Origin of the sequence: Pseudomonas sp. UBA2684, from assembly GCA_002354655.1 — a bacterium.
GTDB lineage: Bacteria > Pseudomonadota > Gammaproteobacteria > Pseudomonadales > Pseudomonadaceae > Aquipseudomonas.
In genome coordinates, this window is the sequence record DELY01000041.1 from 1 (window position 1) to 12653 (window position 12653).

Annotated in this window: 13 protein-coding genes and 2 pseudogenes; 9 read left to right on the forward strand and 6 right to left on the reverse strand. The window is 60.0% G+C overall.

Annotation, left to right across the window (positions count from 1 at the left end; all coding sequences use genetic code 11):
- Positions 1-243, forward strand: a pseudogene (locus B3M58_RS13655) (hypothetical protein); the annotation flags it as partial.
- Positions 244-246: 3 nt separating this feature from the next.
- On the opposite strand, the gene fdxA reads toward B3M58_RS13655, so the two are convergent.
- Positions 247-570, reverse strand: coding sequence for a ferredoxin FdxA (gene fdxA, locus B3M58_RS13660; protein WP_296219862.1), 324 nt, complete (start codon positions 568-570; stop codon positions 247-249).
- Between the two features lie 143 nt (positions 571-713).
- Entirely contained in the window at positions 714-3287 is a 2574-nt protein-coding gene (gene mutS / locus B3M58_RS13665; RefSeq protein ID WP_296219863.1) for a DNA mismatch repair protein MutS, read from the reverse strand.
- 81 nt (positions 3288-3368) lie between these two features.
- Here mutS and B3M58_RS13670 point away from each other — a divergent pair, with 81 nt between their 5' ends.
- From B3M58_RS13670 to recX, 3 genes are all read left to right on the forward strand, one after another.
- Positions 3369-3878 (forward strand): CinA family protein, encoded by a 510-nt coding sequence (locus B3M58_RS13670; RefSeq protein ID WP_296220115.1) that lies wholly within the window; start codon positions 3369-3371, stop codon positions 3876-3878.
- A gap of 87 nt (positions 3879-3965) precedes the next feature.
- The gene (gene recA / locus B3M58_RS13675) at positions 3966-5021 is read left to right on the forward strand and encodes a recombinase RecA (RefSeq protein ID WP_296219865.1); all 1056 of its coding nucleotides are present in this window, start codon (positions 3966-3968) and stop codon (positions 5019-5021) included.
- 11 nt (positions 5022-5032) lie between these two features.
- Positions 5033-5497, forward strand: coding sequence for a recombination regulator RecX (recX, locus tag B3M58_RS13680; RefSeq protein WP_296219867.1), 465 nt, complete (start codon positions 5033-5035; stop codon positions 5495-5497).
- 70 nt (positions 5498-5567) lie between these two features.
- Here the strand turns inward: recX and B3M58_RS13685 are convergent, their stop codons facing one another.
- Positions 5568-6650: an LOG family protein gene (locus tag B3M58_RS13685; protein WP_296219869.1), complete on the reverse strand. Its 1083-nt coding sequence runs from the start codon at positions 6648-6650 to the stop codon at positions 5568-5570.
- Positions 6651-7042: 392 nt separating this feature from the next.
- Here B3M58_RS13685 and B3M58_RS13690 point away from each other — a divergent pair, with 392 nt between their 5' ends.
- A complete protein-coding gene (locus B3M58_RS13690) occupies positions 7043-7237 on the forward strand; it encodes a hypothetical protein (RefSeq protein WP_296219871.1) in 195 nt (64 codons plus the stop codon).
- Positions 7238-7244: 7 nt separating this feature from the next.
- On the opposite strand, the gene B3M58_RS13695 is transcribed toward B3M58_RS13690, so the two are convergent.
- Positions 7245-7643, reverse strand: coding sequence for a quorum-sensing-regulated virulence factor family protein (locus B3M58_RS13695; RefSeq protein WP_296219873.1), 399 nt, complete (start codon positions 7641-7643; stop codon positions 7245-7247).
- Positions 7644-7832: 189 nt separating this feature from the next.
- Here B3M58_RS13695 and B3M58_RS13700 point away from each other — a divergent pair, with 189 nt between their 5' ends.
- A complete protein-coding gene (locus tag B3M58_RS13700; RefSeq protein ID WP_296219875.1) occupies positions 7833-8543 on the forward strand; it encodes a tRNA-uridine aminocarboxypropyltransferase in 711 nt (236 codons plus the stop codon).
- A gap of 4 nt (positions 8544-8547) precedes the next feature.
- Here B3M58_RS13700 and B3M58_RS13705 read toward each other — a convergent pair.
- A pseudogene (locus B3M58_RS13705) lies at positions 8548-9510 on the reverse strand (DMT family transporter).
- A gap of 132 nt (positions 9511-9642) precedes the next feature.
- On the opposite strand from B3M58_RS13705, the gene erdR reads away from it, so the two are divergent.
- Positions 9643-10293: a response regulator transcription factor ErdR gene (erdR, locus tag B3M58_RS13710; protein WP_296219877.1), complete on the forward strand. Its 651-nt coding sequence runs from the start codon at positions 9643-9645 to the stop codon at positions 10291-10293.
- A gap of 74 nt (positions 10294-10367) precedes the next feature.
- On the forward strand, positions 10368-10733 hold the full coding sequence (locus B3M58_RS13715) for a diacylglycerol kinase (RefSeq protein WP_296219879.1): 366 nt from the start codon (positions 10368-10370) through the stop codon (positions 10731-10733).
- Positions 10734-10749: 16 nt separating this feature from the next.
- Here B3M58_RS13715 and B3M58_RS13720 read toward each other — a convergent pair whose 3' ends face one another.
- Entirely contained in the window at positions 10750-11676 is a 927-nt protein-coding gene (locus B3M58_RS13720) for a LysR family transcriptional regulator (RefSeq protein ID WP_296219880.1), read from the reverse strand.
- A gap of 115 nt (positions 11677-11791) precedes the next feature.
- On the opposite strand from B3M58_RS13720, the gene fpr reads away from it, so the two are divergent.
- Positions 11792-12571 (forward strand): ferredoxin-NADP reductase, encoded by a 780-nt coding sequence (gene fpr, locus B3M58_RS13725; protein WP_296219882.1) that lies wholly within the window; start codon positions 11792-11794, stop codon positions 12569-12571.
- The last annotated feature ends 82 nt before the right edge of the window (positions 12572-12653 follow it).

Consider the following 12653-nt stretch of genomic DNA (forward strand, 5'->3'; position numbering starts at 1 on the left):
CCGAATGGCGTGGAATCCGCAAGCAGTCAGGAAATTGCTAGTATCAGTCCTGTGTCGAGGGACAGACACAGGTTGCAAAGGATGGCAGCCAGGACAATCGCGGGATGCGATTTCATCAGGATGATGAGTTTGGAAATAAAGGGAGTAGGGACAAAAGAGTGGGCGGGTAACACCGCCCCTTTTTTTGCCTGCAGAAAAGCAAAAGACCCGCGCAAGGCGGGTCTTTTAGTGAGCGCCGAGTGAAACTCAGCGTTCCAGATGTTGCAGCTTGTCTTTGATGCCATCCCACTCTTCGGCATCAACCAGCGCTTCTTTCTTCTCGGTGATGTTTGGCCACACTTCAGCCAGGTCGGCGTTCAGCTCGATAAATTCCTGCATGTCCTCGGGCACCTCGTCTTCGGAGAAGATCGCCTGGGCCGGGCATTCCGGCTCGCAGAGTGCGCAGTCAATGCACTCGTCCGGGTGAATCACCAGGAAGTTCGGGCCTTCGTAGAAGCAGTCCACCGGACAGACTTCCACGCAGTCGGTGTACTTGCACTTGATGCAGTTGTCGGTGACGACGAAGGTCATTTCTAATTCTCTCCTCAGGCTACGGCAGGGGAACTGTTCTCATAAGCAGCTCCTCGGCTCGGGAAACTATGGCTACGGCGCCAGGCTAATAGGCCGCAGCATCCCAAAGCGCGCGCGATTCTATCAGCTTGTGCGGGCTGACGTCAGACTCGTGCTTTCCATGTATATAACAGTTCCAGTGCTTTACGCGGCGTCAGATCATCCGGATTGATCTTCAATAATTCCTCCAGTACCGGGTGCGGCAGGCTGGCGAACAGGTCGCTTTGTAACGGTGCGGCCGCTTGGCCAGGCTCGTGTCGTGGCAAATCATGCGGCAGGCTGGTGGTTTCCAGGCGGGCCAGATGTTCGCGGGCACGTAGAATCACTTCGTTGGGTACGCCGGCCAACTGCGCCACAGCTAAACCATAGCTCTGGCTTGCCGGGCCGGGCAGCACGTGATGCAAAAAGACGATGCGTTCGTTGTGTTCAGTGGCATTGAGGTGCACGTTGGCGACGATTGACTCGCTCTCGGGCAGCACCGTGAGTTCGAAGTAGTGAGTGGCGAACAACGTGTAGGCACGCAGTTTGGCCAGTTGCTCGGCGGCGGCCCAGGCCAGCGACAGGCCGTCGAAGGTGCTGGTGCCGCGGCCGACTTCGTCCATCAGCACCAAGCTGTGTTCGCTGGCATTGTGCAGGATGTTGGCGGTTTCGCTCATCTCCACCATGAATGTCGAACGCCCCCCGGCCAAGTCATCGCTGGAGCCGATACGGGTGAAGATGCGGTCGACCAGCGACAGTTCGCAGCGGGCCGCGGGGACGAAACTGCCGATGTGCGCGAGTAGCACGATCAGCGCAGTCTGGCGCATATAGGTGGATTTACCGCCCATGTTCGGCCCGGTGATGATCAGCATGCGCGTGGCGTCGTCGAGGCTCAGATCGTTAGCCACGAATGGTGTGGTCAGCACTTGCTCGACCACCGGGTGGCGACCCTGTTCGATGCGCATGCACGGCTCTTCGACAAAGCGCGGCCGGTTGAGATCGAGATTCAGCGCGCGCTCTGCCAGGTTGCTCAGCACATCCAGTTCGGCCAGCGCGGCAGCGCTGTCTTGTAGCGGTCCCAGATGGCCGATCAGGCGCTCCAGTAACTCGTCGTAAAGCATCTTCTCGCGCGCCAGTGCGCGGCTTTTGGCCGATAACGCCTTGTCCTCGAACTCTTTGAGTTCGGGGGTGATAAAGCGCTCGGCCCCTTTCAGAGTCTGTCGGCGGATGTAGTCGGCCGGCGCGGACTCGGCTTGTTTACTGGGTAGCTCGATAAAGTAGCCGTGCACGCGGTTGTAGCCGACCTTGAGATTGGCCAAGCCGGTGCGAGCCTTCTCGCGGGTTTCCAGGTCCATCAGGTACTGACCGGCGTTCTCACTGAGCGATTGCAACTCGTCCAGTTCGGCGTCGTAACCGGTTTTCAGTACGCCGCCATCACGGATTACCGCCGGCGGGTTGTCGATGACCGCGCGGGCCAGCAGCTCGGCCAGCTCCGGGTAAGTACTGACGGTATCCGCCAGGGTTTGCAGATGCGCTGAGTCCAGGTCGCTCATTGCCTGTTGCAGCTCGGGCAACGCCGCCAAGGCGTCGCGCAGGCGCGCCAGATCTCGCGGGCGCGCATTGCGCAGGCCGATACGGGCGAGGATGCGTTCCAGGTCGCCGATTTCCTTGAGATGTGGCTGCAAGGTTTCGAAGCGGTAGCGTTCCAGCAGGCAGGCAATCGATTCTTGGCGCGCTTCCAGGATGGTTCGGTCACGCAGCGGGCGGTTCAGCCAGCGACTGAGCAGGCGGCTACCCATGGCGGTTTGGCAGCGGTCGACTACCGATTGCAGGGTGTTGTCACGCCCGCCCGCGAGGTTCACGTCCAGCTCTAGGTTGCGCCGGCTGGCACCGTCGAGAATTACCGTATCGTCGAGGCGCTCATGACGCAGGCTGCGCAGATGGGGTAAGGCGGTGCGCTGGGTTTCCTTGGCATAGGCCAGCAGGCAGCCGGCGGCACCAATGGCCAGGGTCAGGTTTTCGCAGCCGAAGCCCTTGAGGTCCTGGGTAGAGAATTGCTGGCACAGGCTCTTGTGCGCAGTATCGTGCTCGAAGTCCCAGGGCGCGCGGCGGCGAGCGCCGCGGCGTTTTTCCGCGGGCAAACCTTGCGGCCAATCATCGGGGATCAGCAGTTCGACCGGATTAAGGCGTTCCAGCTCGGCCAGCAGATTTTCCCAGCCGTTGATTTCCAGCACGCTGAAACGGCCGCTGGTGATATCCAGCACGGCCAGGCCGAACAGGCGCTCGTCACCCAGCACCGCGGCCAGCAGGTTGTCGCGACGCTCATCGAGAAGCGCTTCATCGCTGACCGTGCCGGGGGTGATGATGCGTACTACCTGGCGTTCCACCGGGCCTTTGCTGGTGGCGGGATCGCCGATCTGCTCGCAGATCACTACCGATTCGCCGAGCTTGACCAGTTTGGCCAGGTAACCCTCCAGTGAGTGGTAGGGAATACCGCACATTGGGATAGCCTGGCCGGCGGATTGGCCGCGGGCAGTCAGGGTGATGTCGAGCAACTTGGCCGCTTTTTTTGCGTCCTCGTAAAAGATCTCGTAGAAGTCGCCCATGCGATAAAACATCAGCTGATCCGGGTGCTGATTTTTCAGTCGCCAATATTGCTGCATCATCGGCGTGTGAGAACTGAGGTCGCTTTGGCTCATCGTTTTGACTGTCCGGCTGAATCGCAAAAGCGCCTAGTGTACGGTATCCCTTTGGCTGGCTTTAACCCCGGAGTGCAGAAGGTGGTGAATGAGCAACGCTTGACGCGCCTGGCTGCCGAGTTAGGTGGAGAATTATTCAAGGTGCAGGCTCAGGTGAGCACCGCCGAATCCTGCACCGGCGGCGGCATTGCCGAGGCGATTACGCGAATTTCTGGGAGCTCGGCCTGGTTCGAGGCGGGTTATGTCACCTATTCCAATGCGCAGAAAAGCAAGCAATTGGCCGTGCCCGAAGCGCTGTTCAGCTCGGTAGGCGCGGTCAGTCGCGAGGTGGTCGAGGCCATGGTGCGTGGTGCGCAGGCTCAAAGTGGTGCGCGTTATGCGGTGGCGGTCAGCGGTGTTGCGGGGCCCGATGGCGGTTCTGCGCAGAAACCGGTGGGCACGGTGTGGTTGGCCTGGGGCGACGGCGAGCAGCTCTTCAGTGTGCGTCGCCAGTTTGCCGGGGATCGCAGCGAAGTTCGCCGACAAACGGTCGAGGCCGCACTGGCGGGGCTGCTGCGGCTGGTTGCGCAAGAAAATCCAAGCGCGGGGTAGGCGTGCGACTTGCCCTATGGAATAATACTGGCTACTTATACAGTTGTTGGTGGCCGTCAGGCCCTTCTTGATTACGTGAGGATTTCAATGGACGAGAATAAGAAGCGTGCTTTGGCTGCTGCCCTGGGCCAGATCGAAAAACAGTTTGGTAAAGGCGCGGTCATGCGCATGGGCGATCATGATCGCCAAGCGATTCCAGCTATCTCCACCGGCTCCTTGGGTCTGGATATCGCACTGGGCATTGGTGGTTTGCCAAAAGGTCGGATCGTCGAGATTTACGGCCCCGAATCTTCCGGTAAAACCACTCTGACGCTGTCGGTGATCGCCGAGGCGCAAAAGCTCGGCGCTACCTGTGCTTTCGTCGATGCCGAACATGCGCTCGACCCAGAATACGCCGGTAAGCTCGGCGTGAATGTCGACGACCTGCTGGTGTCGCAGCCGGATACCGGCGAGCAGGCCTTGGAAATCACCGACATGCTGGTGCGTTCCAATGCCATCGACGTGATCGTCATCGACTCCGTGGCGGCCCTGGTGCCAAAGGCGGAAATCGAAGGTGAGATGGGCGACATGCATGTTGGTCTGCAAGCTCGTTTGATGTCTCAGGCACTGCGCAAAATCACCGGCAACATCAAAAACGCCAACTGCCTGGTGATCTTTATCAACCAGATCCGTATGAAGATCGGCGTGATGTTCGGCAGCCCGGAAACCACCACCGGTGGTAACGCCCTGAAGTTTTATGCCTCGGTGCGTCTGGATATCCGCCGTACCGGCGCGGTGAAGGAAGGCGACGAAGTGGTCGGCAGCGAAACCCGCGTCAAAGTGGTGAAGAACAAGGTGGCGCCGCCGTTCCGTCAGGCTGAATTCCAGATCCTTTACGGCAAGGGCATCTACCGCAACGGCGAGATCATCGACCTGGGCGTGCAACTCGGCCTGTTGGAAAAATCCGGTGCCTGGTACAGCTACCAAGGCAACAAGATCGGTCAGGGTAAGGCCAACTCGGCCAAGTATCTGGAAGACAACCCGGAAGTGGCGCGCACTGTTGAAGGCCTGATCCGCGAGAAGTTGCTGGTCACCAGTGCTCCGGTCAAGACCAATTCGAATGCCACGGCCAATGATCTGGCTGACGCCGAAGTCGACGCCTGATTTGGTAGCGCATGTCCGTCGTATTGGATAACCCCGTCGCGGTGCGCCGGGCGGCCATGGATCTACTGGCGCGGCGTGAGCACGGGCGTGTCGAACTGATGCGCAAGTTGCGCAAGCGCGGTGCTCCCGACGATCTGATCGAAGCAGCCCTCGACCGCTTGGCGGACGAGGGTTTGTTGTCTGAGGCGCGTTATCTGGAAAGCTTTGTCAGCTATCGCGCGCGCGCCGGTTATGGACCGTTGCGCATTCGCGAAGAGTTGACGCAACGCGGTTTGGCGCGTGCGGATGTCGAGCAGGCGTTGCGCGATAGCGGCATTGATTGGCGCGAGCAATTGGCAGATACCTGGCGTCGCAAGTTCGCCGGTGAATTGCCGCGGGACGCCCGCGAGCGTGCCCAGCAGGGGCGCTTCCTCAGTTACCGTGGTTATCCACTGGATCTTATTGGCCGGTTGTTGCGCGGCGCATTAGACGATTGACTCAGTAAAAAACCTACTGGCCATGCGCGCTGCGCATGGCCAGTAGGGTGTGGGCGAGCGTTCGCTAATGTCAGCCGGGTGGCGTCGCCCAGTGTTGCGGTTGGTTGATCAGGTTCAATAGCTCGCGTAGACGTCCGTGGTCGCGACCGTTGAATACGAAGGCCAGACGCGTCAGCGGGGCCAGTTCGGGTTCGTCTTGCTCGGACTCGCAATACGGTTGTTGTTGAAAGTCGCCGTTCTTGCACAGGCCAATAAAGTCACGATTGAGCTGCCGCATCGTTGCCTCACTGAGCCGGTGATTAAGGCGGATCACGAAGCGATCCTTGAGCCAGCGGCTGGAGTGGAAGTTACGGTAGAACTGGGCAATTTCCTCGGCTGCTTCATCGGCGCTGTAGACCAGGCGCATAAGGTTCATGTCGCTGGGGAGGATGTAGCCGTTGCCCTGCAACTGCTGCTCGATGAATGCCAGCGCATCTTTCCAAAAGCTGCCACCCGGCTGGTCGAGCAATACCACTGGTACCAAAGGGCTTTTACCCGTCTGGATCAGCGTAAGTACTTCCAGGGCTTCATCCAGGGTGCCAAAACCGCCCGGGCAGAGCACCAGCGCATCGGCTTCCTTGACGAAGAACAGTTTGCGCAGGAAGAAGAAGTGGAACGACAGCAGGTTGCCACTGCCTTGCACCGTGGCGTTGGCGCCTTGCTCGAAGGGCAGGGTGATGTTGAAGCCTAGGCTGTTTTCCAGGCCCGCACCTTCATGCGCGGCAGCCATGATGCCGCCCCCCGCACCGGTGATCACCATCAGGTCGTAACGCGCCAAGGTGGCACCCAGCTCGCAGGCGAGGGCATACACCGGGTGACTGGGTGGAGTACGTGCCGAGCCGAATACGGTGACTTTACGCCGTCGCTTGAACTGTTCCAGCGCGCTGAAGGCGTGTTCCATCTCGCGCAGGGTTTGCAGCATGATTTTGGCATCCCAGCGATTACGATCAGCTTGAGCCATACGGATTACGGTGGTGATCATTTCCCGATACAGCGGTAGGTTAGGGCTGTTCGGGGGGGTAACGAGTGCGGTGAGTTCCTCCACTTTGCTGGTCAGGTCAATGTCACTGGTTTGAAAATGCCGGGACAGATAATCGTCCGATTCATAAGGCATACGACTTCTCCTTTTTCGACGCGAGCGAGTCTTTTCCACTCCCTAAAAAGCTCGACCCTGTGCTCAGTATGGCTGGGTCGTTGTGCTTTGCGGGGCAAAAATTGGTGTGGACGGTCGGTGTTCACCGTCTGTTTTGAGCGCAAGCGCAGCGGTATCGCTCAGCGTACGACCTGTCCGGCTACCCAGTTGAGGCGTTCACGTAATACCGATTGCAGAGCCGGGATCTTCTGCCGATCGCCATGTGCCGGAGCCGCTCTGGGCGGTATTCAGTCGTGGTGGCATTGAGGCGGGAGCGGCTTATAGGGCCGCCCACGCGCCGTTCGTCTGAGCGCCGTAGCTTCTGCTTAGACTCTGATTTACTTGCAGGAGTGTCAGGAAAGGGAGGGGCAGGTATGCCTAAGGTGACGTTGGAGATCGATTTGGATTTGTACCGCCTGTTGCAACACGCGGCGCGTACCAACCAACTGAGCATGGAGGAGGAGTGCTTGCGGCGCTTGGAGGGTGGCGCGCGGCGTTCGCGTTATATGGAAGCGCTACTCGCGGACTTGCGCGCGGACGATGAGCAGCGTCGCGCGCAAAAAAACTAAGATCTGGCTACAGGCCGCAATCGGCCTTGCCAAAGCGCTCGGTGGTCACCGGGCGGTTGCTCTTGTATTCGCTGAATTGGTAGCGCAGCACCGCACCGCGGGCCAGCAACTGGCGATAGCCGGTATTGCGGCACACACTATTGGCCAGTTGTGCGCGAACTGAGTCCGGGTTGCCACGCATTTGCGCGGCATGTCCGGCGCGCACGCTGAGGTGGTTGACCAATTCATTGCCTTCAACGGTATAGCCCTGGTCGAGAATGTCCTCGTTGATCGCTCGTGGCGTACCTACGCTACTTTCCTGCGCGACTTTTTCCAGCATTTTGCTCAGCTCCAGCTCTTTGAGCGATGCGGCATGGGCAAGAGCGGGCAGGCTCAGGGCAAGCGTAAGGGTAATGAGGCGCAGCATGGGGTTCTCCATAGTCGGTTCGATCCTTCGACAGGCCAGTGCCGGCAGAGGTTCAGTGGCCGCTATCTTACTTGGCGGCACCTTCAGTCGCACGCAATGCAGCAGCATGCAGCGGCTTTGTTAGACTGCCGCGCTTATCGAACCGGGATCAACCATGCCTTCCTTTCTTTGTCACGCGGCGCTCTTGCGATGAGCCACGCCGTTGCTCGTTTGCGTGCCGCGCGTCTGGCGCGTAGTGAAAAGCCCTTCATCGCTCGTGGCTCCAGGGCTGTGCGTTGCCAGGCGTGCCGTCTGGCCCTGAGCCACTGCCTGTGCGCGTGGCGGCCTCGGGTACCGGCACAGTCGGCCATGTGCTTGTTGATGCACGATGTCGAGGCGCTGAAACCCAGCAATACTGGTTGGCTGATTGCCGATGTAGTGGCCGATACCTCGGCGTTTGGTTGGTCCCGCACGGCGGTCGAGGCTGAGTTGCCGGCGTTGTTGAGCGACCCGCAGTGGCAGCCGTTTCTGGTGTTTCCCGGCGAATATGCGGCGCCCGAGCGCGTGGTGGATGCGGTACGCGTGACGGATGGCAAGCGGCCGCTGTTTGTCTTGCTCGATGCCACCTGGACCGAGGCGCGCAAGATGTTTCGCAAAAGCCCCTACCTCGACAGCTTGCCGGTGCTTGGTTTACAGCCGGAGCAGTTGTCACGCTATCGACTGCGGCGCTCTACGCGCGATGACCACCTGTGCACGGCCGAAGTGGCTGCGTTGTGTCTGGAATTGGCTGGCGATCAACGTGCGGCCGATGCGCTGAATGCTTACCTGGACGTATTCAGCCAGCACTACCTGGCGGCTAAAGCGCCGCGTGCAGTCGACCTGAATGATGAGCTGCACCAGCACTTGCAGGCGTTTCTCTGAGGTGTCAGTGGGCGAGCGGCGCTGGTTTTTTCGGCCACAGTTGCGCCAGCAGCATGCCGCTGAACATCAGCGCGCAGCCAAAGTAGCCGCGCAACGCCAGCGATTCGCCGAGTAACCAGGCGCCGGCGATGGCGGCAAATACCGCCTCCAGAGAAAGGATGATGGCGGCATGGGAGGCGATGGCATCCTTTTGCGCCACCACCTGCAAGGTGAAGCCGATGGCCACGCCAAACAGGCCGCCATAAAGAATCGCCGGGCCGGCGGCAATGATCGCGTCGAGCTGGATTTCTTCGAAGATCACCGCCAGTAGCAGGCTGATCACTGCGCAGGTGACGAACTGCACCGCCGCTAAACGCAGCGGATCATGGCGGCCAGCAAAAAAGCCCACGAGTAGTACGTGCACGCCCCAGACGAACGCACCGGCCAATTGCAGCCAGTCGCCGGAGGCAACCTGGAAACCTTCGCCGACGCTCAGCAGAAACATCCCGAGCACCGCCAGCGAGGCACCGAGCCAGATGCCCAGGCCAGTCTTTTGACCGATTAACAGGCCGAGCAATGGCACGATGATCACTTACAGGCCGGTGATGAACCCGGAGTTGGTCACGCTGGTGAACAGCAGGCCGACCTGTTGCAGGTTGATCCCCAACGCCAGTGCCAGGCCCATCAGGCCGCCGCCCAGCAGCAACTGGCGATTCAGTGCAGGCGTTGGTGCGCCGCGTGAGCGGTGTTGCAGTAACGGCAGCAGCGGCAGGAGAATCAAGGCTGCCAGAGCAAAGCGCAGGCCGCTGTATAAAAACGGTCCGATCGAGTCCATGCCTAGGCGTTGCGCGACAAACGACGAGCCCCAGATCATCGCAGTCAGCAGCATCAACAGATCGGCGCGCAAGGCATGGCTTCGCATAAAAGGCTCTCGGTTGGCAAAGTCGCGAACTGTGCCGCAAAGTATCGCGCTTGACCACCTCGTCATCGCTCGGCATGCTGGGCGCCGCCTCAGGCGCATTTGCGGCTGTGCCGTACGTTTTGATTGCGCACGAGTTCGCTCGGTGTGCCGCGGGAAGTGCCGCCATACGGTGCTCACATAACAAGAACAGGATCTGCCATGGCTGCTTACGAAATCCTGATTGCCGATGATCATCCATTGTTTCGCAGCGCGCTTCAGCAGGCGTTGACCCTGGGCTTGGGCCCCGATGTGCGACTGGTTGAAGCGGCCAGCATCGCTGAGCTGGAAACCTGTCTGGCGGCAAAGGCGGACTGGGATCTGGTCTTGCTTGATCTGAATATGCCCGGCGCCTATGGCTTCTCCGGTCTGGTGCTGCTGCGTGGGCAATACCCGCAAATTCCCGTGGTGATGATCTCCGCCCAGGAAGATGTCGCGGTGGTCGCGCGCTCCCGCGAATTTGGGGCGAGCGGTTTTATTCCCAAATCCAGCCCGCTGGAGACCATTCAACAAGCGGTGCGCCAGGTGCTCGATGGCGATGCCTGGTGGCCACTGCAAACCCAGGAAGCGGCCAGCGTATCGGCCGAGGCGAAAGCCGCCAGCGCCGGTCTCGCCAGTCTTACGCCGCAGCAGTTTCGCGTATTGACCATGGTTTGCGAGGGATTGCTGAACAAGCAGATCGCTTACGAGCTGAGTGTTTCCGAGGCCACGGTAAAAGCGCATGTCACAGCGATTTTCCGCAAGCTCGGTGTGCGCACGCGCACCCAGGCCGCGCTACTGTTGCAGCAGCTGGAATCGATTCCCACCAGCTAGCCGCGAATCCCCCGGACTTTTACCTGGCAATGGCGTAGCCTGCCGGCCTTTTATTGTTGTGGTCAGCTGCCCCTATGTCGCCATTCAAAGGCCAGACCGGCCTCAAACGTATCCTCAATGCCACCGGCTACTCGCTGGACGGTTTGCGCGTGGCTTTCACCGGCGAGGCCGCATTTCGTCAGTTGGTGTTGCTCAATGCGCTGTTGATTCCGCTGGCCTTGGTTGTCGATGTCAGCCGCGGCGAGCGCGCGCTGATGATCGGCGTCTGCCTGCTGGCGTTGATCGTCGAGTTGCTCAACTCGGCGGTGGAGGCGGCGATTGACCGCATTTCCCTGGATCTGCACCCGCTGTCGAAGAATGCCAAGGATATGGGCAGCGCCGCACAATTCGTCTCGCTGGCCTTGATCGGCAGTGTCTGGCTGCTGATCCTGCTGGGTTGAACCGCGGTCAGCGCCTTTACGCGATGGTTGGCAAGACGATTTCGTCGCTGCGCCTGACCCCAGCGGTCAGAGCCCGGCACAGCTCGAGGAATTCGCGCATGGCGGCGGTCTGGTACTTCTGTTTGTGCCAGATGAAGTAGAACTGTCGACGCAGGTCCAGCTCGGGTGTTTCCAGCGGCATCAGGCTGCCCCGGCGAAAAGCGTCGCGTAGCGCCAGGCGCGAGATGCAGCCGATGCCCAGGCCCGACTCCACGGCGCGTTTGATCGCCTCGGTATGCTCAAGCTCCAGGCGGATATTCAGTGAGCTGGGGTGATGGCGCATGGCTTGGTCGAAGGTCAGCCGGGTGCCGGAGCCTTGCTCGCGGAGAATCCACGCTTCACGGCTCAGCTCCCCCAGGCTCGCCTCGCCTCGCTTGGCCAGAGCGTGGCTGGGGGCGCAGAACACCACCAGCTCGTCCTCGACCCAGGGTTGCACCTCGATATCCGGGTGTTGGCAATCGCCTTCGATCAGCCCGAGGTCCAGCTCGTAATGAGCGATTTGCTGCACCACATGCGCAGTGTTGTGCACCTGCAGCTTGACCCGGCACTCCGGGTGGCGCTGCATGAAACTGCCGATCAATAGGGTTGCCAGGTAGTTGCCGACAGTCAGCGTGGCGCCAACATTCAGCGAGCCGAAGCCGCTCTTGCCATTGAGCAGGCGTTCGATTTCCTTGGCCTGGTCGAGCAAAGCCACTGCTTGCGGCAGCAGCTGCCGGCCGAGGGCGTTGAGGTTGAGGCGCTTGCCGGCGCGGTCGAACAATTGGCAGTCGGTCTGGCGCTCCAGCTCGGTCAGCGAGGTGCTGGTGGCCGATTGCGACAGTGCCAGTGATTCGGCGGCGCGCGAGACGCTTTCCTGTTGGGCGACGGCGACGAACACCTGAAGTTGTCTGAGAGTAAATCGCATATCTATATAACCGATAACCTATATCTTAATAATCCACTTAACAGATATTCTGCGCGCCTCTAGAATGCCGCGCAATCACCCGGTCGGGTGTCCGTGACTTTCTGAGGAAGCCTGCATGAGCAATCTGAACGTAGAGCGTGTGCTTAGCGTCCACCATTGGAACGACACCCTGTTCAGTTTCAAGACCACCCGTGACCCAGGTCTGCGTTTCGAGAATGGCCAGTTCGTGATGATCGGCTTGCAGCAGGGTAACGGTCGGCCGTTGATGCGTGCCTACTCCATCGCCAGCCCGAACTACGAAGAGCATTTGGAGTTCTTCAGCATCAAGGTGCAAGACGGCCCGCTGACCTCGCAATTGCAGCACCTCAAGCCAGGCGATGAGTTGATGATCAGCCGCAAACCGACCGGCACTCTGGTGCTCGACGATTTGCTGCCCGGCAAGCACCTCTACCTGCTGAGCACCGGCACTGGCCTGGCGCCGTTCATGAGCGTGATTCAGGACCCGGAAACCTATGAGCGCTATGAGAAAGTGGTGCTGGTGCATGGTGTGCGTTACGTCAACGAAGTGGCTTACCGCGAGTTCATCACCGAGCACTTGCCGCAGAACGAGTACTTCGGCGATGCGCTGAAGAGCAAGCTGATCTATTACCCGACCGTGACCCGCGAAGAGTTCGAGAATCAGGGCCGGCTGACCGACCTGATGCGTAGCGGCAAGCTGTTCCGTGATATCGGTCTGCCGCCGATCAACCCGCAGGACGACCGCGCGATGATTTGCGGAAGCCCGAGCATGCTCGACGAAACCAGCGAGGTGTTGGACAGCTTCGGTCTGAAAATCTCGGCGCGCATGGGCGAGCCAGGCGATTACCTGATCGAGCGCGCTTTCGTCGAGAAGTAAACGCCAGCGTGATGAGAAAAGCCCGGCCAAGTGCCGGGCTTTTTTATGGCTCTGTACCCGTTAACTGTTGATACAGACCGCC